At 71.1% G+C, this 21846-nt stretch carries 20 protein-coding genes, 1 tRNA gene and 2 pseudogenes; 11 read left to right on the plus strand and 12 right to left on the minus strand.

What is annotated here, in order from left to right:
* Positions 1-2: 2 nt before the first annotated feature.
* Together OG289_RS19950 and OG289_RS19955 are read right to left on the minus strand one after the other, a co-directional pair.
* Complete coding sequence (locus OG289_RS19950) at positions 3-695, minus strand: RDD family protein (protein ID WP_327315387.1); 693 nt, start codon at positions 693-695, stop codon at positions 3-5.
* 188 nt (positions 696-883) lie between these two features.
* Entirely contained in the window at positions 884-2680 is a 1797-nt protein-coding gene (locus OG289_RS19955; protein ID WP_327315388.1) for an RDD family protein, read from the minus strand.
* 306 nt (positions 2681-2986) lie between these two features.
* On the opposite strand from OG289_RS19955, the gene OG289_RS19960 reads away from it, so the two are divergent.
* Entirely contained in the window at positions 2987-3463 is a 477-nt protein-coding gene (locus OG289_RS19960; protein WP_327315389.1) for an SsgA family sporulation/cell division regulator, read from the plus strand.
* Between the two features lie 26 nt (positions 3464-3489).
* Here the strand turns inward: OG289_RS19960 and OG289_RS19965 are convergent, their stop codons facing one another.
* Positions 3490-4905 carry an FAD-binding oxidoreductase gene (locus tag OG289_RS19965; RefSeq protein WP_442818921.1) on the minus strand — a complete coding sequence of 472 codons (1416 nt, stop codon included), beginning with the start codon at positions 4903-4905 and terminating at the stop codon, positions 3490-3492.
* 92 nt (positions 4906-4997) lie between these two features.
* On the opposite strand from OG289_RS19965, the gene OG289_RS19970 reads away from it, so the two are divergent.
* Positions 4998-6395: a tetratricopeptide repeat protein gene (locus tag OG289_RS19970; RefSeq protein WP_327315391.1), complete on the plus strand. Its 1398-nt coding sequence runs from the start codon at positions 4998-5000 to the stop codon at positions 6393-6395.
* Between the two features lie 18 nt (positions 6396-6413).
* Here OG289_RS19970 and hppD read toward each other — a convergent pair whose 3' ends face one another.
* The gene (gene hppD / locus OG289_RS19975) at positions 6414-7559 is read right to left on the minus strand and encodes a 4-hydroxyphenylpyruvate dioxygenase (protein ID WP_327315392.1); all 1146 of its coding nucleotides are present in this window, start codon (positions 7557-7559) and stop codon (positions 6414-6416) included.
* A 126-nt stretch (positions 7560-7685) separates the two neighbouring features.
* Between hppD and OG289_RS19980 the strand changes: the two genes are divergently transcribed.
* From OG289_RS19980 to OG289_RS20000, 5 genes are read left to right on the plus strand one after another with little or no spacing between them, the layout of a single operon-like run.
* Positions 7686-8192, plus strand: a complete 507-nt coding sequence (locus OG289_RS19980) for an Lrp/AsnC family transcriptional regulator (RefSeq protein ID WP_327315393.1) — start codon at positions 7686-7688, stop codon at positions 8190-8192.
* 6 nt (positions 8193-8198) lie between these two features.
* Positions 8199-8846, plus strand: a complete 648-nt coding sequence (locus tag OG289_RS19985; protein ID WP_327315394.1) for an ABC transporter permease — start codon at positions 8199-8201, stop codon at positions 8844-8846.
* Positions 8839-10137: a betaine/proline/choline family ABC transporter ATP-binding protein gene (locus OG289_RS19990; RefSeq protein ID WP_327315395.1), complete on the plus strand. Its 1299-nt coding sequence runs from the start codon at positions 8839-8841 to the stop codon at positions 10135-10137. The genes OG289_RS19985 and OG289_RS19990 overlap by 8 nt, the downstream gene beginning before the upstream one ends.
* Positions 10134-11024 carry an ABC transporter permease gene (locus OG289_RS19995; RefSeq protein ID WP_442818922.1) on the plus strand — a complete coding sequence of 297 codons (891 nt, stop codon included), beginning with the start codon at positions 10134-10136 and terminating at the stop codon, positions 11022-11024. The genes OG289_RS19990 and OG289_RS19995 overlap by 4 nt, the downstream gene beginning before the upstream one ends.
* A complete protein-coding gene (locus OG289_RS20000) occupies positions 11021-12004 on the plus strand; it encodes a glycine betaine ABC transporter substrate-binding protein (protein ID WP_327315396.1) in 984 nt (327 codons plus the stop codon). Before OG289_RS19995 ends, OG289_RS20000 begins: the two co-directional genes overlap by 4 nt.
* 234 nt (positions 12005-12238) lie before the next feature.
* Here the strand turns inward: OG289_RS20000 and OG289_RS20005 are convergent, their stop codons facing one another.
* From OG289_RS20005 to OG289_RS20025, 5 genes and pseudogenes are all read right to left on the minus strand, one after another.
* Positions 12239-13030 carry a S16 family serine protease gene (locus OG289_RS20005; RefSeq protein WP_327315397.1) on the minus strand — a complete coding sequence of 264 codons (792 nt, stop codon included), beginning with the start codon at positions 13028-13030 and terminating at the stop codon, positions 12239-12241.
* A 625-nt stretch (positions 13031-13655) separates the two neighbouring features.
* Positions 13656-14297, minus strand: a complete 642-nt coding sequence (locus OG289_RS20010) for an IclR family transcriptional regulator (protein ID WP_327315398.1) — start codon at positions 14295-14297, stop codon at positions 13656-13658.
* 324 nt (positions 14298-14621) lie between these two features.
* A complete protein-coding gene (locus OG289_RS20015; RefSeq protein WP_327315399.1) occupies positions 14622-16430 on the minus strand; it encodes a DEAD/DEAH box helicase in 1809 nt (602 codons plus the stop codon).
* 136 nt (positions 16431-16566) lie between these two features.
* Entirely contained in the window at positions 16567-16941 is a 375-nt protein-coding gene (locus OG289_RS20020) for a type II toxin-antitoxin system death-on-curing family toxin (protein WP_327320746.1), read from the minus strand.
* Positions 16930-17265, minus strand: a pseudogene (locus OG289_RS20025) (MFS transporter); the annotation flags it as partial. The gene OG289_RS20020 and the pseudogene OG289_RS20025, both read right to left, overlap by 12 nt.
* 132 nt (positions 17266-17397) lie before the next feature.
* Here OG289_RS20025 and OG289_RS20030 point away from each other — a divergent pair.
* A tRNA-Cys gene (locus OG289_RS20030) sits at positions 17398-17472 on the plus strand.
* A gap of 250 nt (positions 17473-17722) precedes the next feature.
* Here OG289_RS20030 and OG289_RS20035 read toward each other — a convergent pair.
* Positions 17723-18040, minus strand: coding sequence for a helix-turn-helix domain-containing protein (locus tag OG289_RS20035; protein WP_327315400.1), 318 nt, complete (start codon positions 18038-18040; stop codon positions 17723-17725).
* A 179-nt stretch (positions 18041-18219) separates the two neighbouring features.
* Here OG289_RS20035 and OG289_RS20040 point away from each other — a divergent pair, with 179 nt between their 5' ends.
* The 3 genes from OG289_RS20040 (at position 18220) to OG289_RS20050 (ending at position 20902) form a co-directional block, all read left to right on the plus strand.
* The gene (locus OG289_RS20040; protein ID WP_327315401.1) at positions 18220-19026 is read left to right on the plus strand and encodes a hypothetical protein; all 807 of its coding nucleotides are present in this window, start codon (positions 18220-18222) and stop codon (positions 19024-19026) included.
* A 317-nt stretch (positions 19027-19343) separates the two neighbouring features.
* Positions 19344-20312 (plus strand): SDR family NAD(P)-dependent oxidoreductase, encoded by a 969-nt coding sequence (locus OG289_RS20045; protein WP_327315402.1) that lies wholly within the window; start codon positions 19344-19346, stop codon positions 20310-20312.
* On the plus strand, positions 20309-20902 hold the full coding sequence (locus OG289_RS20050; RefSeq protein ID WP_327315403.1) for a TIGR03086 family metal-binding protein: 594 nt from the start codon (positions 20309-20311) through the stop codon (positions 20900-20902). Before OG289_RS20045 ends, OG289_RS20050 begins: the two co-directional genes overlap by 4 nt.
* A gap of 32 nt (positions 20903-20934) precedes the next feature.
* On the opposite strand, the pseudogene OG289_RS20055 reads toward OG289_RS20050, so the two are convergent.
* Together OG289_RS20055 and OG289_RS20060 are read right to left on the minus strand one after the other, a co-directional pair.
* A pseudogene (locus OG289_RS20055) lies at positions 20935-21198 on the minus strand (IS630 family transposase); the annotation flags it as partial.
* Between the two features lie 171 nt (positions 21199-21369).
* A complete protein-coding gene (locus tag OG289_RS20060; protein ID WP_327315404.1) occupies positions 21370-21777 on the minus strand; it encodes a hypothetical protein in 408 nt (135 codons plus the stop codon).
* Between the last annotated feature and the right edge of the window lie 69 nt (positions 21778-21846).

Genomic DNA, 21846 nt, shown 5'->3' on the forward strand with positions numbered 1-21846 from the left:
CGTCAACCGGTGCTGACCACCACCGTCTTGGCCGCCTTGTCGTGCAGGCCCTGTTTGTAGGGCTTGTCGAAGAAGCTCCAGCCGCCGCAGACCGCCGTCCACAGACAGGCGCAGCAGAACGCGAACGGCACCCACAGCACCAGGGCGCGGATCAGTGACGTCTGCGCGGAGGGCGTGGAGCCGTTGTCGAGGTCGGCCACGCGCATGCCGAGCCACTTCTTGCCCAGCGTCTGGCCGGACCTGGAGGTCAGGATCGTGTCGTACGCGACGTACAGGATCGCGGCGACGATCTCCCGGCCGAAGGTCTTGCCGAACTCGATCTTGTCCGTGTTCGTCGTGTACTGCGCGACCCCGAAGGCCCACGACAGCAGCACCACCACGAGGAAGACGAGGATCATGTCGATGATCCGGGCCAGTGTGCGCTTGCCGCTGTCGGCGAGCGGAGGCATCCCGGCGAGCGGGTCCTCGGGGTAGCCACCGTAGGGGCCGCCGCCGTACGGGCCGCCGCCGTACGGTTCCTGCGGACCCCGGGGTCCCAGCGGGGTGTCGTACGGCGAACCGCCCTGCCCCTCACCGTACGGGGGCTGCCCCTCGCCGTACGGGGGCTGCGGAGGCTGTCGCGGGGGCCGCTTCTTGAACGGGTCGTCCTCCGGCGGCTCGCCGCCGCCGGAGCCGGGGGGCGGTTCGGTGGTCATGCCCCCGAGTCGACCCCGAACGCCTCGGCTCCGCATCCGGCGAGCGGCCGTCCGGGGTAGGGAACTGCGGGGGATCGGCTGAGCGCGAGTGCGTACCGGCGTGCGTGAGCGCTGACGCTCCCGGGCGGGGGCTGGGCGCTGCGGCCCTGACGAACGGCGTGATCGGTGTCGACATGAACGGGTACGGGTCAGCCGGCGACGAACGTGTGCGCCGCCTTGTCGTGCCAGCACTGCCGCCACGGCTTGTCGAACAGCCCCCAGACGACACCCACGACACCGACGGCGAGCAGACCGGGCACGCTGTAGACGAGCCAGCGGCGCAGGGCCGCCCCGAAGGACGGGGGTTCGCCGCCCTCGATGTCCCGCACGTCCAGACCGAACAGCTTCTTGCCCAGCGTGCGGCCCCACTTGGCGGTCGGCAGCGCCTCGTAGACGACCCCGAAGACCAGCAGGACGCCGAGCACGATCCCGAGGTACACCGACGTCGTGCCGTCCAGCAGCCACACGGTGACGGTCTCTCCGGTGAGCTTGGCCGCGTCGATCTTCTCGTTGACGTGGTCGAGAGCCTTCACGCCGAGCGGTACCGCGGCGGCGGAGGTGACGGCCGCGAGGACGAGCGTGTCGACGAGGCGGGCCGCCAGCCGCTTGCCGAGGCCCGCGGGACGGGCCTCGGCCTGACGCCGGGCGGCCGCCTGGAAGATGTCCTCGACCGGCGGCTTCCAGGGCACGACGGGCCCGTCCTCGGCGCCCGCGAGCCGGTGCACCTGCTGCGCCCAGGACGACTGCCCGCCACCGGGCCCGGCGGCCATGGGCGCGCCCCCGGACGCGGACGCCTGGGCCGCCCCCTGGCCGGCGGCCGCGGCGGGCTGAGGCTGGGACACACCGGGGGCACCGGGCTGCTGGGGCACCCTCTGGGCGGCCTGCTGGGGGCCGGAGAGAGCGGCGGGTGCCTGGGCGGCCGGGAACCCCGAGGGGCCCTGCGGGGCGGGGGCGGGGGGAGCTGCCGGTGCGGACGACTGGACGGGGCCCTGCGGGGCCGGAACGCCCGCCCCCTGGGCCGCCGCCCGATCGGCAGCCGCCTTGCCGGCCCCGAACCCGGGCTTGGCGGGGGCCTCGCCTGCCGCAGCGGTGCCCGCGGGGCTCGTCCCGGCGGAGCCCGGCGCACCGAAACCCGTACCGGGGGCCGCACCGCTGCCGACAGCGCCGACGGGCCCCTGCGCCCCGAAGCCGGCCGCGGCCGAACCCACCGGACCCGCCGAACCCGGCGCCCCGAAGCCAGGCGTCGCCGGAGCCGCTGTCGGGCCCTGGGCCGCTGCCGGAAAGGTGGGGGCGGGGGCGGGTGTGTTCCCGTGCGCGCCGGGCGCGCCGTCCTGGTGGCCCGTGCGCGGGGCCGGCGCCCGGAAGGTGACAGTGCCCTCGTCGGGGACGAGGCCCGCGGGGCCGGACGTACCGGACGGCGCCGTGCCGGCCGCCCCCGCTCCCCCGCCGCCCGCCGTCGGCCGGCGGAAGACGAACGTGCCCCCGGAGACCACGTCCCCGCTGCCGTCCTCCGGCTCGGCGGGCGGGATCGTCGCCGTGCCGTCCGTACTCGTGGACTGGCCCTCGGGCTGGGCCGGGGCGGGTGACGGGACCCTCGGGTCGGGGGCCTGCGGGCCGCCCCAGGAGACCCGGCGGTCCTGGTCGCCGCCGAAGCCTGACTGGTGGGCGCGGTCGGCGCCCCACGAGGAGGCCGGCTCGGAACGGCCGTCGTACGGGTCCGCCGGTGCCGGGTCCTCGTCGAAGAAGTGCGGGCCGGTCTCCTCGACGGAGGCCGCGGGCGCGCCGGACGGCGGCGTGAGCGGGCGGCCGTCGGACGGCGCCGGCCGGCTGGTGCCCGGTACCCAGGCGGCACCGTTCCAGTACCGGACGTATCCAGGGATGGACGGGTCCGGGTAATACCCTTCGCGGGGCCGGTCGTCGCCGGGTGCCGGGGTTGGGGCGCTCATGTCCGTCGTCCCGTATCTGCTCGGGGGTGGGATGGGAGCCTCCACATCTATCAGACCGGCGCAACCCCCACCGCCAGTCCTGTCGGACCCGCCCCTTTCCGGGCAACCTCGTGCACGCTCTTCACACGTTCGGAACCGCCCGCCGGGGCCGGAAGCCGGAGCCCGACGCCGCCCGGCGGGACCCGCCGGAACCCGCCGCGAAAAAAAGTTCTCCGAACTCGCGTAATGGTTCCGGCCCAACTCCCTCTCCACTCGTACGGGCCCACCGCGGCCCCGTACGAGGTCCGTACCGAGAGGAGAACCGACATGCATCACACCGTGGTGGAGCGCGAGCTGGAGCTCAAGCTCATCCTGTCGCCGGAGCGCGGCATCCCGGTCCCGGCCCGGCTCAGCTACCGCAGCGACGACCCGTTCGCCATCCACGTCGCCTTCCACATCAACTCCGAGCACCCGGTCCGCTGGACGTTCGCCCGCGAGCTGCTCGTGGAGGGCGTGTTCCGGCCGTGCGGGCACGGGGACGTGCGGGTGTGGCCGACGAAGGTGGCCGGGCGCAGCGTCGTGCTGATGGCGCTGAGCTCGCCGGGCGGCGACGCCCTCCTGGAGGCGCCCGCGGCCCAGGTCTCGTCCTGGCTGGAGCGGACGCTGCGGGTGGTGCCCCCGGGGACCGAGGGCGAGCAGCTCGGCATCGACGACGGTCTGGCCGAGCTGCTGGCCCCCACCCCCTCGGACGACCTGTGGCTGCGCGCCCCGTGGCCGTCGGACGAGTCCAAGGACGGGGAGTGAGCCGTCGGTCCCGGCCTCAGGAGGCTTCAGAACAGCTTGCCCGGGTTGAGGATGCCCAGCGGGTCGAAGGCCGTCTTGACCGCCCGCTGCATCTCCACACCCACCGGGCCGAGCTCGCGCGCGAGCCACTCCTTCTTCAGCACGCCCACGCCGTGCTCTCCGGTGATGGTGCCGCCGAGTTCCAGGCCGAGGCCCATGATCTCGTCGAAGGACTCGCGGGCGCGCCGGCACTCGTCGGGGTCCTGCGCGTCGAAGCAGACGGTGGGGTGGGTGTTGCCGTCGCCGGCGTGGGCGACGACGCCGATGGTCAGCCGGTGCTTGTCCGCGATGCGCTCGACGCCTTCGAGCATCTCGGCGAGCCTGGACCGGGGCACGCACACGTCGTCGATCATCGTCGTGCCCTTGACGGCCTCCAGCGCGACGAGCGACGACCGCCGGGCCTGGAGCAGGAGTTCGGACTCGGCGAAGTCGTCGGCCGGGACCACCTGCGTGGCGCCGGCCGCCTCGCACAGCGCGCCGACGGCGGCGAGGTCGGCGGCCGGGTCGGGGGTGTCGAAGGCGGCCAGGAGGAGGGCTTCGGTGGTGTCCGGCAGTCCCATGTGGGCGAGCTCGTTGACGGCCCGGACCGTCGTACGGTCCATCAGTTCGAGGAGGGACGGGACGTGCCCTCCCGCCATGATCCGGCACACCGCGTCGCAGGCGGCGGCCCCGGACGCGAACTCGGCCGCCAGCACCAGCTGCCGCGGCGGCTGCGGCCTCAGCGCCAGGATCGCCCGTACGACGATTCCCAGCGAGCCCTCGGAGCCGACGAACAGGCGCGTGAGGTCGTATCCGGCGACGCCCTTCGCCGTACGGCGGCCGGTGGACATCAGCCGGCCGTCGGCCAGGACGACGTCCAGGCCCAGGACGTACTCGGCCGTCACCCCGTACTTCACACAGCACAGGCCGCCCGAGGCGGTGCCGATGTTGCCGCCGATCGTGCACATCTCCCAGCTGGAGGGGTCGGGCGGGTAGTACAGGCCGTGTTCGCCGACCGCGCGGGAGAGGGTCGCGTTGACGACGCCCGGCTCGACGACGGCGATCCGGTCGACCGGGTTGATCTCGAGGATCCGGTCCATCTTCGTCAGGGAGAGGACGACGCAGCCCTCGGAGGCGTTGGCGCCGCCGGACAGGCCGGTGCGCGCGCCCTGCGGGACGACCGGGACGCGCAGCTCGCTCGCCGTGCGCATGACGTGCTGGACCTCCTCGACCGTACGCGGCAGCACGACCACGGCCGGGGCGCCGGCCGGGCAGAAGCTCGCCATGTCGTTGGCGTAGGAGAGCGTGACGTCCGGGTCGGTGAGGACGGCCTCGGCGGGCAGGCCGGTGAGCAGACGGTCGAGGAGGGCGCCCGCGACCACGGATTCGGCGTTGTGTCGTGCTTCCGAACGGCTCATGATCACAGGTTCGCACCCGGGGCCATCGGTGTGAACCCCGTCCGCCGGACGCTTCGGCTGACGTCATACGGTCGTCGTACTGACGCACAGTGAGCGCCATGGAGAAGGTCTCTTGGTTCCGTCGGCGGCGGCTGCTCGTCGGCTCGCTCGTGGGGTGTCTCATGCTGGGCGGCGGGGTGCTGATGGCTCTGCCGGGCGATGAGCCGGCGGTGCGGCAGGCGCCCGCGCCGGCGCCGGGGGCGCAGGCGGGCACGGCGATCCGTGCGGGGGTGCCGGCGGCGCTGTCCGACCTTGCGGTGCTGATCGACGAGCGCGAGAGCCGGGTGCGGGCGCATCCGAAGGACGCGCGGTCCTGGGCGGTGCTCGGCACGGCCTACGTCGAGCAGGGCCGGCGCACGGCCGCCACCGCCCTCCTCTACCCCAGGGCCGAGCAGGCGCTGCGGACCTCGCTGAAGGTGCGCCCCCGGGGCAACGCCGAGGCCCTCGACGGTCTGGCCGCGCTGTCCAACGCGCGCCGCGACTTCCCCGCGGCCCTGGCCTGGGGCGAGGCCGCGCGCAAGCTGGCGCCGACGCGCTGGACGACGTATCCGCAGCTCATCGACGCGTACACCGGGCTCGGCGACTACAAGAAGGCCCGCCAGGCACTCGACCGGCTGATGGCACTGCACTCCGGTCCCGCCGTGCGGGCGCGGGCGGCGGGCGTCTACTGGGACTGGGGCCGGCGCGAGGACGCGCAGGCCGCGCTGGCCGACGCGGCGGCCGGTGCCTCGGCCCCCGCCGAACAGGCGGCCTGGCTGGAGCGGGCGGGGCAGCTCTCCTTCGAGCGCGGCGAGCGGGAGGACGCGCTGCGCCACTTCCAGGAGGCGGTGCGGCTCGACCCCGACCAGCGGGCCGCGCAGGCCGGGCAGGGGCGGGCGCTGGCGGCCCTGGGGCGGACGTCGGAGGCGCTGAGCGCGTACCGGGTGGCGCTCGAGCGGCAGCCGCTGCCGGGTTACGCGCTGGAGCTGGGCGAGCTGTACGAGTCGCTGGGGCTCACGCAGGCGGCGGGCGTGCAGTACAACCTGCTGCGGGCGCGGGTCCGGCAGGAGGCGGCGGGCGGGGTCGACGGGGAGCTGGTGCTGGGCCGGTTCGAGGCGGACCACGGCGATCCGGCGTCGGCGGTACTGCGGCTGCGGGCCGAGTGGCGGCGGCAGCCGGGGATCGCGGTGGCGGACGCGCTGGGCTGGGCGCTGCACCGGGCCGGCGAGGACAGGGAGGCGTTGAGGTTCGCCATGATCGCCACCGACCGGGTGCACGGGGGCGCGGTGCGCAGCGCGCCGTACGTCTACCACCGGGCCATGATCGAGCGGAAGCTGGGGCAGGCCGGGCCGGCCCGTCGGCACCTTCAGGAGGCGTTGCAGATCAACCCGTACTTCTCACCGCTGCTCGCTCCGGTGGCCCGGGCCGCGCTGGCGCGACTGGGCGCCGAGCCGGCCCCGGCGGAACTGCCCCGGTAACCCCTCCGTGCGTTGCCCCTACAGGTTGCCCCGCTTGGCCTGCTCGCGCTCGATCGCCTCGAACAGGGCCTTGAAGTTGCCCTTGCCGAAGCCCATGGAGCCATGGCGTTCGATGATCTCGAAGAAGACGGTCGGCTTGTCCTGGACCGGCTTGGTGAAGATCTGGAGCAGGTAGCCGTCCTCGTCGCGGTCGGCGAGGATCTTCAGCTCGCGCAGGGTCTCGACGGGGACGCGGGTGTCGCCGACCCACTCGCCGAGGGTGTCGTAGTAGGAGTCCGGGGTGTCGAGGAACTGGACGCCGGCCGCGCGCATCGTCCGCACCGTCTGCACGATGTCGCCCGTGTTGAGCGCGATGTGCTGGACGCCCGCGCCGCCGTAGAACTCCAGGTACTCGTCGATCTGGGACTTCTTCTTCGCGATGGCGGGCTCGTTGATCGGGAACTTGACCTTGAGCGTGCCGTCGGCCACGACCTTCGACATCAGGGCGCTGTACTCGGTGGCGATGTCGTCGCCCACGAACTCCTTCATGTTCGTGAAGCCCATGACCTTGTTGTAGAAGCCGACCCACTCGTTCATCCGGCCGAGCTCGACGTTGCCGACGCAGTGGTCGATGGCCTGGAAGGTGCGGTGGGCGGGCGGTTCGACGATCGGTGCGGCGGCGACGAAGCCGGGCAGGTACGGGCCGTCGTAGCCGGAGCGGTCGACGAGAGTGTGGCGGGTCTCGCCGTAGGTGGCGATCGCGGCGAGGACGACCGTGCCGTGCTCGTCCTTCAGCTCGTACGGCTCGGCGATCGGGCGGGCGCCGTGCTCGACGGCGTAGGCGTACGCGGCGCGGGCGTCCGGGACCTCGATGGCGAGGTCGACGACGCCGTCGCCGTGCTCGGCCACATGCCGGTCGAGGAAGTGGCCCCAGGTGGTGGCGGGCTTGACGACGGAGGTCAGGACGAAGCGGGCCGAGCCGTTGGTGAGCACGTACGAGGCGGTCTCGCGGCTGCCGGTCTCCGGTCCGGAGTAGGCGACCAGTGTCATGCCGAAGGCGGTGGAGTAATAGTGCGCCGCCTGCTTGGCGTTGCCCACGGCGAAGACGACCGCGTCCATTCCCTTGACCGGGAAGGGATCGGCCTGCCGCGCGGTGTCGGGAGTGTGGTGTGTGGTCTGCGTCATAACGGAAGCCTCGCGCCGGTCGGCAAGGTGCGCAATAGTTCGCTTCATCGCTGGGCAATGTGTTCAGGCGAGCGCCGATATCGGCGGGCTTTCTGTACAGGGTGACCACCTCGGAGGCGGGCGGGCATGGCGATCGATCATCTGGACGGCCGGATCATCGTGCTGCTGGCCCGGGAGCCGCGCCTTGGGGTGCTGGAGATGTCCCGGCGGCTGGGGGTGGCCCGGGGAACCGTGCAGGCGCGGTTCGACCGGCTTCAGTCGAACGGAGTCATCCGGGGATTCGGCCCGGAGGTCGACCCGGCGGCCCTCGGCTACCCGGTCACCGCGTTCGCCACGCTGCAGATCCGGCAGGGGCAAGGGGCCGACGTACGGGCGCACTTGGCCACCGTCCCGGAGGTGCTGGAGCTGCACACCACCACCGGCAGCGGGGACATGCTGTGCCGGCTGGTGGCCCGTTCCAACGCCGACCTCCAGCGGGTGATCGACCTGGTTGTCGGTTTTGATGGCATTGTCCGGGCCTCCACCGCGATCGTGATGGAGAACCCCGTTCCGCTGCGGATCATCCCGCTGGTGGAGCAGGCGTCAGAACAGGCCCTGGACGACCGGGAAGGTCCTGGCAGACCTGTGGGGTGAGGGCGCGTGAGCTTCTGGGAGTACCTGGGCAACCGTCACCAGCAGCTGCTCACCGACGCCTGCCAACACGCCGGCGTCGTCTTGCAGTGCATGGTCGTGGCGACCCTGCTGGGCGTGCTGATCGGTGTCGTCACCTACCGCAGCGGCTGGGCCGGCGACCTCGCCACCACCGCCACCTCCACGATCCTCACCGTCCCGTCGCTCGCCATGATCGGTCTGCTGATCCCGGTGGTGGGGCTGGGCGTACCGCCGACGGTGATCGCGCTGACGCTGTACGGGCTGCTGCCGGTCGTGCGCAACGCGATCGTCGGACTGCGCGGGGTCGACCCTTCCCTGGTGGACGCGGCGACGGGCATCGGGATGTCCCGGCTGACGCGGCTGGCGCGGGTCGAACTGCCGCTGGCCTGGCCGCCGATCCTGACCGGGATCCGGGTCTCCACGCAGATGCTGATGGGCATCGCCGCCATCGCCGCGTACGCCTCCGGGCCCGGACTCGGCAACGAGATCTTCCGCGGCCTCGCCTCCCTGGGCAGCAAGAACGCGCTCAACCAGGTGCTCGCGGGGACGCTCGGGATCATCGTCCTGGCCCTGCTGTTCGACGCCGCGTACGTCCTCATCGGACGGCTGACGATCCCGAGGGGGATCCGTGTCTGACGCGCATGGCGGCTCCCACGCCTCCTCCCACGGCGCCTCCATCGAGCTGGAGAGCCTCACCAAGCGCTACCCGGGCAGTCCGAGCCCCGCCGTCGACAACGTCACCATGGAGATCAAGGCGGGTGAGACCGTCGTCTTCGTGGGGCCGTCCGGCTGCGGGAAGTCGACGACACTGAAGATGATCAACCGGCTGATCGAGCCGAGCGGCGGGCGGATCCGGATCGACGGCGAGGACGTCACCGACATCGACGCCGTGAAGCTGCGCCGCAAGGTGGGGTACGCGATCCAGTCGTCCGGGCTCTTCCCGCACATGACGGTCGCGCAGAACATCGCGCTCGTGCCGAGGATGACCGGCTGGCCGAAGGCGCGGATCCGGGACCGGGTGGAGGAGATGCTCGACCTGGTCGGCCTCGACCCCGGCGAGTTCCACGGCCGCTACCCGCGCCAGCTGTCCGGCGGGCAGCAGCAACGGGTGGGCGTGGCCCGGGCGCTGGCCGCCGATCCACCGGTCCTGCTGATGGACGAGCCGTTCGGGGCCGTCGACCCGATCACCCGCGACCACCTCCAGGACGAGCTGATCCGGCTCCAGAACGAGCTGCACAAGACGATCGTGTTCGTCACCCACGACTTCGACGAGGCGATCAAGCTGGGCGACCGGATCGCGGTGCTGCGCGAGCACTCCCACATCGCCCAGTTCGACACCCCCGAGGCGATCCTCACCAACCCGGCGGACGACTTCGTGTCCGGGTTCGTGGGGGCGGGGGCGGCCCTGAAGAGGCTCAACCTCAGCCGCGTCCGGGATGTGGAGATCACCGACTACCCGACGGCGACCGTCGACGACCCGCTCCAGGCCGTCTTCGACAAGCTCCGCTCCTGGGGGTCCTTCCCAGGCCATTCGGGCACTGGGGGAGGCACGAACGAGATCCTGCTGCTGGACGAGCGGGGCCGGCCCTACAAGTGGCTGCGCCGCGGGGACCTGATGCGGGCCAGGGGCTCGCCGGCGCGGGCGGGAACCCTGGTCCACGACACGGTCCCCCAGGACGCCACCCTGCGCGACGCGCTGGCGGCGGTGCTGACCGACAACACCGGACGGGTCGCGGTCACCGGGCGGCACGGCGAGTACACCGGGGTCGTCGAGATGGAGACGCTGATGAACTCCGTCCACGAGTTGCTGAAGGCCGACCGGCTGGAGGCGCTGGAGGCGCTGGAGGCGCAGGCCGAACCGGAGGAGGCCCGGGCCGCGCAGACGCACGCGGAACAGGAGGGTCCGGACGGGGAGGCGAAGGCGTGAGCGTTCCCGAGTTGGAAGGAATCCACGAACGGGACGGCATCCCCGAACGGGACACGGCTGCCGAACCGAAGCCGGAGGAGGCACCGGAAGAGGCACTGGAGGAGGCACTGGAGGAGACCGCGGTCCCGCCGCCCCCTCCGCCGCCCCGCCGCCGTCTCACCTGGCAGAAGCTGACGTTCCTGCCCGCCTTCCTCGTCGCCCTGCTGCTCGCGACCTGGCTGTGGTTCCAGCAGGCGGACCTGGACCCGATCTCCGAGAACGCGCTGTCCAACGGGCAGGTGTCGAAGGCGCTGTGGCAGCAGGTGGAGCTGACGGCGATCTCCACGTTCTTCGTCCTGATCATCGCGATCCCGCTGGGCGTCCTGCTGACCCGCAAGGCGTTCCGCAAGGCCACGCCGTTCGCCATGGCCGTCGCCAACACGGGTCAGGCGACGCCGGCGATCGGTCTGCTCGCACTGCTGGTGATCTGGCTGGGCACGGGCACGAGGGCCGCGCTGATCGGCATCATCGCGTACGCCGTCCTGCCCGTGCTCTCCAACACCGTCGCCGGGCTCAAGGCCAACGACCCGACGCTGCTGGAGGCGGCCCGCGGGATCGGCATGTCCCCGGTGGGCGTGCTCAGGCGGGTGGAGCTGCCGCTGGCGGTGCCGCTGATCCTGGCCGGCGTGCGGACGGCCCTCGTCCTGAACGTCGGCACGGCGACCCTGGCGGCCTTCGGCGGGGGCGGCGGCCTGGGCGTGCTGATCACCACCGGCATCACCAACCAGCGCATGCCGGTGCTGGTGCTGGGCTCGATCCTCACGGTCGCCCTGGCCCTGCTGGTCGACTGGCTCGCCTCACTCGCCGAACTGCTGCTGCGGCCACGGGGGCTGGAGGTGGGGACGTGAGGCGCGTGCGGCTGGCGGCCGCGGGCGCACCGGCGCTGCTCTCCGGGTCACTGGCGCTGGTGGCGCTCTCCGGCTGCGGGCTGAGCAGCGGCTCCCCGATGGTCGACGACGTCTCGCCCGGGACGATCGGGAAGGGCGAACCGCTCAAGGGCGCCCACCTCACCGTGACGTCCAAGTCGTTCACCGAGAACCTGATCCTCGGCGCGATGATGGGCATCGCCTTCGAGGCGGCCGGCGCGGACGTGCTCGACCGCACCGGCATCCAGGGGTCCATCGGCTCCCGCGAGGCGGTCCGCAAGGGCGACGCGGACGGCATGTACGAGTACACGGGCACCGCCTGGATCACCTACCAGGGCAACAGCGAGCCCATCGCCGACCCGCGGGCACAATGGCGGGCCGTGCACGACGCGGACCTCAAGAACGGGCTGACGTGGCTGCCCCAGTCGCAGCTGAACAACACCTACGCGCCGGCGATGAACCAGGACGCCTACAAGAAGTACGGCACGAGGACGCTGTCGGACGTGGCGGCCCTGGCCAGGTCGGCCCCCGGCGCGGTGACGCTGTGCGTGGAGAGCGAGTTCGCCAACCGGGCGGACGGACTGCCGGGGATGCAGAAGGCGTACGGGATGAACGTGCCGGCGTCCCGGATCACGCAGATGGACACCGGGATCATCTACACCCAGGTGCGGAAGGGGAGTTGCACGTACGGAGAGGTGTTCACCACCGACGGGCGCATCAGGTCCATGAACCTCGTGGTGATGGCCGACGACAAGAGGTTCTTCCCCAACTACAACGCGGCGCCCGAGATCAACTCCAGGACGCTGAAGAAGTGGCCGGCCATCGCGGAGGTCCTGAACCCCGTCACGAAGAAGCTGAACAACACGCTGGCGCAGGAACTGAACGCCAAGGTGGACGTCGACGGGGAGGATCCGCACCAGGTCGCGCTGGACTGGATGAAGGCCCAGGGGTTCGTGAGGTAGCCGGGGCACGGTTCAGTAACTGAGGCTATGGGGCGCGCGGTTCAGCAGCTGAGGCTTGGGGGAGTGACTCAGCGGCTGAGATTCGGGGGGTGGCTCAGCGGCTGAGGTTCGGGGGGCGGGGTCCAGCAGCTGAAATTCGGAGGGCGAGGTTCAGCAACTGAAGTTCGGAGGGCGAGGCTCAGCAACTGAAGTTCGGAGGGCGAGGCTCAGCAACTGAAGTTCGGAGGGCGAGGTTCAGCAGCTCGGTACCGAGCCCTTCCCCTTCTCCAGTGCGACCAGCGCGCCCACCGCGCCCTTGAGCGTGGTGACCGGAATCAGCCGCAGCCCCTTGGGCAGCTCGGCCTTCGCGTCGCCGCACTCGTCCTTCGGCACGAGGAAGACGGTCGCCCCGTCCCGCCGGGCGGCCTGCGTCTTCAGGGCGACGCCGCCGACCGCGCCGACCTTGCCGTCGGCGTCGATGGTCCCCGTACCGGCGATCGTGCGGCCACCCGTGAGGTCGCCGCCGCCGCCGTCGCCGTCGAGCTTGTCGACGATGCCGAGCGAGAACAGCAGCCCCGCGCTGGGTCCGCCCACGTCGGACAGCTTCAGCGTGACCTTGATGCCGTCGCCGCCACGGTCGAGGTACTTCAGCGCGGCCTCGGTCGCGGCGTCCTGGGACTGCTGCATCTGCTCGGTGTTGTGCTGCTCGATCTCCTTGGTGCTCTCCCCGCTGGGGTACACGGAGTCGTGCGGCATGATCGCCTGGTCGGCACGGAACCAGCCGTCGATCACATCGGCGAGCCTGACGGTCGTGTCGGGGTTGGTCGCCTCGATCGTCGTCATCCGCAGTTGCCCGCTCGTGTCCCGGGTGGGCGCGCCGGAGATGGTGATGACCGGGTCGCCCTTGTTCTCGCCGAGGACGTTCGCCGTCATGCCCGGCTGCGCCACCGAGAACGGCAGCGGCGCGAAGGCGGCCGTGGCGAGCAGCGCCACGAGGGGCAGAGCGCAGACGGCGAGGGCCTGGGGGCGTGAGAGACGAGAGAGCACGGGGTCAATGTAACGGGCGGGGGTATGCACACGACCGCGCAGGTACAGACAGCCCGCGGGCAGACGTGCCGGTGGCCGGCACGGCCCACGGACAGTCGTGCCCGCAGCCACCGCACGCGGCGGGCCGTCCTCCCCACGGCCGCCACAGCCGCGGGCAGACGTACCGCTGGGCCCGCATGGGCGGCCGCAGAGGGTCCCCTCGGGGCGTCACCTCAGGGGGGTCACCTCAGGGGGGTCACCTCAGGGGGATCGCCTCGGGGGCTCACCTCAGGAGGGTCACCCAGGGGGTTCACCTCGGAGGGATCGCCTCGGGGACTCACCTCGGGGGATCGCCTCGGGGCTCACCTCGGGGCTCACCTCGGGGGATCGCCTCGGGGCTCACCTCGGGGCTCACCTCGGGGGATCGCCTCGGGGCTCACCTCGGGGCTCACCTCGGGGATCACCTCGGGGATCACCTCGGGGGATCGCCTCGGGTCGGGGGGATCGCCTCGGGGATCCCCCTCTTAGGGGTCCCCCTCTTAGGGTCCCCCCTCTGCGGGCCGTCTCTGAAGGAGGCGCCCGGCCCGCGTCGGCGAGCGTCCTTACCCGCGCCCGGCGCCGGCCCGGGGCGCCCGTCCGGCGGACGTCAGCGCAGGGCCTCCGCCACCTCGCGCGCCGCGTCCATCACCCGCGGTCCGACCCGCTCCGGCACCGCGTCCGCGAGCATCACCACCCCCACGCTCCCCTCGACCCCGGTCACCCCGAGCAACGGCGCCGCAGCCCCGCTCGCCCCCGCCTCCAGCTCCCCGTGCGTCAAGGTGTAGCCCGGCTCGTCCGGGAGCTTCTGCCGCGCGGCGAGGATCGCCCGGCCCGCGGCGCCCCGGTCCAGCGGATGCCGGAACCCGGCCCGGTACGCCACGTGGTAGTCCGTCCAGGTCGGCTCGACGACGGCGACGGCGAGCGCCTCCGTCCCGTCCACCAGCGTCAGATGCGCGGTCGCCCCTATGTCCTCGGCCAGCGACCGCAGCGCGGGCAGCGCCGCCTCCCGCACCAACGGGTGCACCTGGCGGCCGAGCCTCAGCACTCCGAGGCCGACCCGGGCTCGGCCGCCCAGGTCCCGCCGTACGAGTGCGTGCTGCTCCAGGGTGGCGAGCAACCGGTACACAACGGTCCGGTTCACGCCCAGTTTGTTGGAAAGCTCGGTGACGGTCAGCCCGTGGTCGGTATCGGCCAGCAGCTTGAGAACCTTCAGTCCTCGATCGAGCGTCTGGGAGGTCTCCGCGGTCACGACGCCCACTCCTTAAGTGGTGAGGTCGGCGGGCCCCCGTCGCGGCGGATGCGTCACCGAGTCCCGTCAGTGACGCGCTTCAGAGGCCGCCGATCGACAGATGGGCCCGGCGTGTCCGGGCCCAGTCGCTTCACGGCTGCGCTCCGCGGCGGCGCTGCCACGGGGCGTGTGCGTAGCGGGACAGTAGCGAAGCAGGTTCGCTGAGCGGAAGGCTCCGTCCAGAATCCGGTCATTGGCCGGTATGGACTACCTACATTTATCCCGATACGTACGGAGCGTGACGGCGTCGCGTGCGCCCCTGAGTCCCAGGAGATCACCGGGATCTCACTTCATCCGCGTCGCCCACTCCTGCACCTTGGCGATGCGCTGGCGCAACTGTCCCGCCGTCGCCTCCGCGCTCGGCGGTCCGCCGCACACGCGCCGCAGCTCGGTGTGGATCACGCCGTGCGGCTTGCCGCTCTGGTGGACGTACGCGCCGACCATCGTGTTGAGCTGCTTGCGCAGCTCCATCATCTCCTTGTGCGAGACGACCGGCCGCCGCTCGGCGGGCAGTTCGAGGAGGTCGGCCTCGGTGTCCGGCTTCTTCTTGCTGTGCGCGATCTGCTTGGCCTGCCGCTTCTGGAGCAGCATCTGCACCTGATCGGGCTCCAGCAGCCCCGGGATGCCGAGGTAGTCCTGCTCCTCGTCGCTTCCCGGGTGGGCCTGCATGCCGAACTCGGCGCCGTTGTACATCACCCGGTCGAAGGTGGCCTCTGACTCCAGCGCCTCGAAGGCGAACTGCTCCTGCTCGCCGGTGTCCTCGTCCTGCTCCTTGTTCGCCTCGTCCATCTCCTTCTCGGACTCGGCGTACGGATCCTCCTCTCCCTCCTTCTTGGGCTTGTCGAGGGCGTGGTCGCGCTCGACCTCCATCTCGCCTGCGAAGGTGAGGAGGTCGGGGACGGTCGGCAGGAAGACGGACGCGGTCTCGCCGCGCCGCCGGGACCGCACGAAGCGGCCGACGGCCTGAGCGAAGAAGAGGGGTGTGGAGATGGTGGTGGCGTACACCCCGACGGCGAGCCGCGGCACGTCGACGCCTTCCGACACCATCCGTACCGCGACCATCCACCGGTCGTTGCTCGCGCTGAACTCGTCGATGCGGTTGGACGCGCCGGTGTCGTCGGAGAGGACGAGGGTCGCCTTCGTCCCCGTGATCTCCCGGATCAGCTTGGCGTAGGCGCGGGCGGAGTCCTGGTCGGAGGCGATGACGAGCGCGCCGGCGTCCGGAATGGCCTTCCTGACCTCGGTGAGCCGCTGATCGGCGGCGCGCAGCACGCTCGGCATCCACTCGCCGCGCGGGTCGAGCGCGGTACGCCAGGCCTGACTGATCGCGTCCTTGGTCATCGGCTCGCCGAGCCGGGCCGCGATCTCGTCGCCGGCCTTCGTCCGCCAGCGCATGTTGCCGCTGTAGGAGAGGAAGATGACGGGCCGCACGACGTGGTCGGCGAGCGCCGACCCGTACCCGTAGGTGTAGTCGGCGGCGGACCGCCGGATCCCGTCGTTCCCCTCCTCGTACGTCACGAAGGGGATGGGGTTGGTGTCCGACCGGAACGGCGTACCGGTGAGCGCGAGGCGGCGGGTGGCCGGCTCGAACGCCTCCAGGCACGCCTCACCCCACGACTTGGAGTCACCGGCGTGGTGGATCTCGTCGAGGATGACGAGGGTCTTGCGCTGCTCGGACCGGTTCCGGTGGAGCATCGGCCGTACGCCGACGCCCGCGTACGTCACGGCGACGCCGTGGTAGTCCTTGCTGAGAGGTCCGGCGCTGTACTCGGGGTCCAGCCGGATCCCTATCCTCGCCGCCGCTTCCGCCCACTGCTTCTTCAGGTGCTCGGTCGGCGCGACCACCGTCACCTGCTGCACGACGTGATGGTGCAGCAGCCAGGAGGCGAGGGTCAGCGCGAAGGTCGTCTTGCCGGCGCCGGGGGTGGCGACGGCGAGGAAGTCGCGCGGCTGCTCCTGGATGTACTTCTCCATCGCCCCCTGCTGCCAGGCACGCAGCTTGCTGGCGGTGCCCCAGGGCGCACGGCCGGGAAAGGCGGGCGACAGGTGATGGGAGTGGGAGGAGGACGCGGAGGTGGCGGCGGTGGTAGTCACGGTCTCCGGGTTCGGGGTCGGGCGGCTCAACTGTGCAGGAACGACTCGGCTGGGTATGACAACCGGGCCACCCTACCGGCGGCCCGCCGGTGTCCATGTGCGAACAAGGCCGGGTCGCCGGTGGGTGGGACTCACGTCACAGCGCCCGCAGCCGCCGCGCGATGACCGCGACCTCGGACTCCGTACCGGACGCCACGTCGATGACCAGCTCGTACGCCGCGTCCTGGTCGCAGGCGGCGAGATCCACGCCGTGCAGCGCGAGAAAGGTCACGGGCGCCGGCCACGCGGCGCGCTTGTTGCCGTCGACGAGGGGATGGTTCGTGGCGATCGCGTGCAGGAGGGCGGCGGCCTGCTCGTGGACGTCGTCGTACGCGGCCGTGCCGAACATCCGCGCGCGGGGCCGGTGCACGGCGGAGGCGAGCGGACCGGGCGCCCGTGCCTCGGGGGCCCGCCCGCCGAACGCGATCCGCGCGATCTCGGTGACCTCGGCGACGGTGAGGTGCCCGGTCATTCGCCCAGCCTCCGCAGCAGGTCGGCGTGGGCTCCCGCGAGCCGCTCGGCCACGGCCCGCACCCGCAGCGAGCAACAGCACGTCGGACAGACCGTCGGCGATCTGCAGCCCGGCGGAGTTGGCCCCCGCCTCCTCGGGAGCGGAGAGCTGCAGCAGCAGCACGCTGGTGGAGGAGATCACCAGCCCCATCCCGAAACACCCGAATCCCCAGGCGACGGCCAAGGCCCAGGCGGGCACGGAGTGGACCAGCACACTGGGCGCGGCGGCGATGGCGCCGGCCGCCAGCACCATCAGCCGCTCCCGGTACGGCTCCGCCCGCGGCTTTCACACCCCCGTTTCATGAACGGCGTATGGCAGTCCCATTGCAGCCCCGCCGATTCCCTTGAGCCCCTTCCCACCCCGGCCATACGGTCGACGTACCAAGTTCGGAACGGGACGAAAACCCCAACCCGACCTGGCCGTGTGCCCGAGTGGCTTAGGGACTCGCCTGCAAAGCGAGGTACGTGGGTTCAATTCCCGCCACGGCCTCCAAAACCCGTGTCACGGCCGACCACTGGCGGGTGGTCGGCCGGGGCGGCAGCACCGAAATCCGATGTCCCTGCAGGACGGCGGTCAGCGAGGGCTGCGACTCACAGAGTTGGCACAGCGGCCGTGGACCCAACCTGAGCCGCCGGTCGTACTCACCTGCTCGTATGGAACAGATTCCTCCCCGTCCTCGACCGCCCGGTCGCAGGCAACGCACATCCGGACGCCGGTCAATGTGTCGCAGTGATCGCGGAGTTCAAGTACGGATCGCCCGAGTCGCGACGCCAGACGTGACCGGGAAGCTGTCGATGGCAGCCTTGACGGCGGCCAGTCGAGGGTGGCCAGGGCCGATGAACAGGTCGACGTGCGTTTCGGGACGCCCCGTCAGGTCTGCCAGGTCGCGTACCCGCAGGACTTCTGCGATACGCAGCACCATGTCGAGCCCGGGCGCCTTCTGCTGCCCGTTCTCGATCTTGCGATAGGTGTGCGACGAGAGGCCGAGAAGGTCGGCGGCCTGGGTCTGGGTCATTCCGCGGCGCTCGCGGAGGATCTGCACCCGCTGGCCGAACTTCATCGGGTCGGCGTACGGGTCCGGAGTAGCGTCTTGAGACATCACAGCCTTGGCCCCTCCTCGCAGCTTCGTCGAAACCAGGGTAGTCAGACCGAGCGAGGAAGGAGTGCCGGTACGACGATGGTCGGTGCGCATCTCGCGCAGCCGCCGGGTAACTCCGCCGTACTGACAGGAAGTCGACCATGCGTGTATCCATCGACACCCGCCCCGGCGGAACCGGCCCCAACGAGGACTGGGTGGCCGGTACGCCGACGCTGGCTGTCGTACTGGACGGGCTGAGCACGGCGGGGCTGGACACGGGGTGCCGGCACGGCGTCCCTTGGTACGTCAGCCATTTGGGTGGGGCACTCGTCGCCGCTCTGGCAGAGCCCGCCCGTCCGCTCACGGAAGCGTTGGGCATGGCCCTCGAACAGGTCGCGGCGCTGCATCCCGGATGCGATCTCGGCCATCCAGGGACACCGTCCGCCACCGTCGCGGTCCTGCGCGAACGGGACGACGCACTTGACCATCTCGTTCTCGCGGACTCACCGATTGTCTTCGAGGACAGCACCGGCCACTCGACGATCACGGACCTGCGGGTTGATGACGTACTCCCCGAACTCCGGCTCGCAGTCGAGCAGTTCGAGACGCACACGCCGGAACACAGGGAAGCGCTGCGGCATCTCGTGGTCGAGCAGCGGAAGGTGCGGAACACCGCGGACGGGTATTGGGTCGCCGCGGCCACCCCGGAAGCGGCCGTTCATGCTCTGACCGGATCCACCCCGCTCGGGGAAGTGCAGGCGGCCGCGGTCATGTCGGACGGGGCGTCCCGGCTCGTGACCGAGTACCAGATGGCCACCTGGGCAGAGGTGTTCGTGTCGCTACGCTCCGGAGGGCCCGCGGAACTGATCGACACCGTGCGGAAGGTCGAGGCGACGGACCCGACGGGCATCCGGTGGCCTCGCTACAAGTCGGGCGACGATGCCGCCGTGGCGTTCTGCCAATGGTGATTCCCCCTGACCGGACCGTCGCAAGTGCTGTGACCGGGAAGGTTCACCGGGTTGTTGACCGTGCCGGGTCTGCCACGCTGTCGGGATTGGCTGTGCACTGGCTGATGGCAGATCGGGCGCCGTCCGGGCGGGCCGCCCGGACGGCGTGCCGCGTCCACATGGCTGAGCCCGTGAGGTCGTCGTCGACGTGCCGAGCTTGCTCGTGGCGCTACTCCTGCCAGATGGGCTGACCCGGATCGCGTCGCGGACGGCTTTTCAGGAGTAGCTGCGGCCACCCATTGCGATAGAGCGCCCTCCAAGTCGTAGCGTCCGGAGACATGACGTACACGACAACGCCGCAGCACAAGATCGGATCCGGGTTCGGCGCCAGGAGCACCACGGACGACGTCCTGAGCGACACAGACCTGACTGGCAAGCTGGCCGTCGTCACCGGCGGCTACGTGGGCCTCGGGCTGGAGACGACGCGCGCGCTCACCCGCGCCGGGGCCCGCGTCGTCGTCCCGGCGCGGCGGCGTGAGGTCGCGGAGAAGGCGGTCGGCGGCGTCGACGGGGTCGAGGTGGACGGGCTGGACCTCGCGGACCTGGACAGCGTCCGGGACTTCGCCGACCGGTTCCTCGCCTCGGGCCGGGACATCGACATCGTCGTCAACAACGCCGGCATCATGGCCTGCCCCGAGACCCGGGTCGGCCCGGCGGGCTGGGAGGCGCAGTTCGCCACCAACCACTTGGGCCACTTCGCGCTGGTCAACCGCCTCTGGGCGCCGATCGCCCGTGGTGGTGGCCGCGTCGTATCTGTGTCGTCGCGGGGGCATCACCTGTCGGACATCCGGTGGAACGACATTCACTTCGAACTCGGTCCGTACGACAAGTGGGCGGCGTACGGTCAGGCGAAGACCGCGAACGTGCTGTTCGCCATCCACCTGGACGCGCTGGGCCGGGAGTCCGGGGTGCGGGCGTTCGCGCTGCATCCCGGTGAGATCCTCACCGAACTGGTGCGCCATACGCCCCGGGAGGAGATGATCGAGCGCGGCTGGATCGACGAGAACGGCAACGTCAGCGAAGGCTTCAAAACACCCGAGCAGGGCGCGGCCACCCAGGTGTGGGCCGCGACCTCCGCGCAACTGGACGGCATGGGCGGCGTCTATTGCGAGGACTGCGACATCGCCGAGCCCGCCCCTCCCAACGACGACTCCTGGGTGGGCGTCCGCGACTACGCGACCGACTCGGCGCAGGCTGCCCGCCTGTGGGCCGTCTCTGCCGACCTGACAGGGGTCAACGCGGCATGACGGACATTCGTGTGTTGGACCAGCGTGCGTTGAAGATCACCGAAGCGATCGTGAGCCGTGTCGATGTCGGTCTGCTCGACAGGCCGTCTCCATGCGCGGAGTGGACGTTGGGCCAGTTGCTCGCGCACATGGTGGGCCAGAATTACGGCTTTGCGGCAGCGGCTCGGGGTGAGACCAGCGACGTGACCATCTGGGCCGAGCGCCCGGTCGGTGCCGACCCGGCCGGGGTCTTCGCCGCTTCGGCGGCTGCGGTCACGGCCGCCTTTGCGGAGGATGGTGTGCTGGAAAGGGAGTTGTGGCTGCCGGAGGTCCGCGGTGGCCAGATGTTCCCCGCGTCCCAAGCGATCGGCTTCCACTTCCTCGACTACGTGGTCCATGGCTGGGATGTCGCCGCCGCGATCGGTGTTCGGACCGACTTCGATGCCGATCTTCTGGACGCTGTGCTGCCGATCGCCGAGCAGGTACCCGGCGGAGCGAGCCGGCAGCGTGAGGGCGCCCAGTTCCAGCCCTGTGGGGATCCGCTCGCGGGTGGTTCCACCCTCGACCGGATCCTCGCCCTGCTTGGGCGCTCGCCGAACTGGCCAAATTGAGGATCTGACCGGGGTGGTTCCACGTCGCCTGCTCACGCGGCATTTGCGAGGGCGCGTCCGCCCCAGCGGAGTCCCTTCTCGCTGCGGACACGGGCGCGTTCCTTGCGTTCGGCGGCCAGGACGTCGGGGTGGCGGGCGTTGGCGTTGCGCCAGCGCGAGTAGGCGTGCAGGGCTCGGGTCTGCACGGTGTGGTTGGGATGGTTCGAGTTGGCGAGGGTGAACTGTCGCAGCGGCCCGAAGTGCGCCTCGATCGGATTCGCCCAAGAAGCATCGGTCGGGGTAAGGCACAGCTCGACCGTGCTGGTGCTATCCCGGCGCACGATCTGCTGCAGCCGTTGGCCTTCCTGTTCGGTCAGTCTGCGCACACGGGCAGGCTCGGCCACCGCACCTCCACGGTCGGATCGGACGTCACCCCACATTCCAACCGCTACAACCACCGACCCGGCGAACCTAATTCGGTCACAGCACTAGCCTGCGGAGCAGAGCCCCTCGGACGGGCAGAACATCACCCACGTGAAGTTGTAGCCGGTATGTATGGTCACGGGATTCGGCGTGGGGCCGTCGTTGATGTAGGAACCCGAGTCGGGTGTGGCGGTGAAAGTGACCGTCGTTCCGACCTCGAAGCTCGCGGTGCAGGTGCCCGTCGGGTACGGCTGCGGTTCGTTGCTTCCGTACGGGTCCCACGCCGACTGGTGACAGTTGATCCCGGCAGGCTGACTGGTGATGGTTCCGCCACCCCAGCCGTCGCTGACCCACGCGGAAAGTTGAGCGGTGGACTGAGCCTGAGCCGGGGCGACGGAGGCGATCGCGGCGGCCGTGACGAGTGCGGTGACGACTCCCGTCGCACGCCAGGCGCCGTTTCTGTTCTTCCTCATGGGCTGCTCCTCGGATCGAACCATGTCGACCCCCTGCGACCAGCCTATTCGCCCCCTCGGGAGGGTGCT

Source organism: Streptomyces sp. NBC_01235, assembly GCF_035989285.1.
GTDB lineage: Bacteria > Actinomycetota > Actinomycetes > Streptomycetales > Streptomycetaceae > Streptomyces.

Bases quoted from the DNA above. Each gene is read 5' to 3' on its own strand.
- OG289_RS20020 (WP_327320746.1), bottom strand. From the start codon at position 16,941: ATGACCGGGCACCTCACCGTCGCCGAGGTCACCGAGATCGCGCGGATC.
- OG289_RS19955 (WP_327315388.1), bottom strand. From the start codon at position 2,680: ATGAGCGCCCCAACCCCGGCACCCGGCGACGACCGGCCCCGCGAAGGG.
- OG289_RS19950 (WP_327315387.1), bottom strand. From the start codon at position 695: ATGACCACCGAACCGCCCCCCGGCTCCGGCGGCGGCGAGCCGCCGGAG.
- OG289_RS20040 (WP_327315401.1), top strand. From the start codon at position 18,220: ATGCGTGTATCCATCGACACCCGCCCCGGCGGAACCGGCCCCAACGAG.
- OG289_RS20050 (WP_327315403.1), top strand. From the start codon at position 20,309: ATGACGGACATTCGTGTGTTGGACCAGCGTGCGTTGAAGATCACCGAA.
- OG289_RS19970 (WP_327315391.1), top strand. From the start codon at position 4,998: ATGGAGAAGGTCTCTTGGTTCCGTCGGCGGCGGCTGCTCGTCGGCTCG.
- OG289_RS19960 (WP_327315389.1), top strand. From the start codon at position 2,987: ATGCATCACACCGTGGTGGAGCGCGAGCTGGAGCTCAAGCTCATCCTG.
- OG289_RS20060 (WP_327315404.1), bottom strand. From the start codon at position 21,777: ATGAGGAAGAACAGAAACGGCGCCTGGCGTGCGACGGGAGTCGTCACC.
- OG289_RS20045 (WP_327315402.1), top strand. From the start codon at position 19,344: ATGACGTACACGACAACGCCGCAGCACAAGATCGGATCCGGGTTCGGC.
- hppD (WP_327315392.1), bottom strand. From the start codon at position 7,559: ATGACGCAGACCACACACCACACTCCCGACACCGCGCGGCAGGCCGAT.
- OG289_RS20035 (WP_327315400.1), bottom strand. From the start codon at position 18,040: ATGAAGTTCGGCCAGCGGGTGCAGATCCTCCGCGAGCGCCGCGGAATG.
- OG289_RS19980 (WP_327315393.1), top strand. From the start codon at position 7,686: ATGGCGATCGATCATCTGGACGGCCGGATCATCGTGCTGCTGGCCCGG.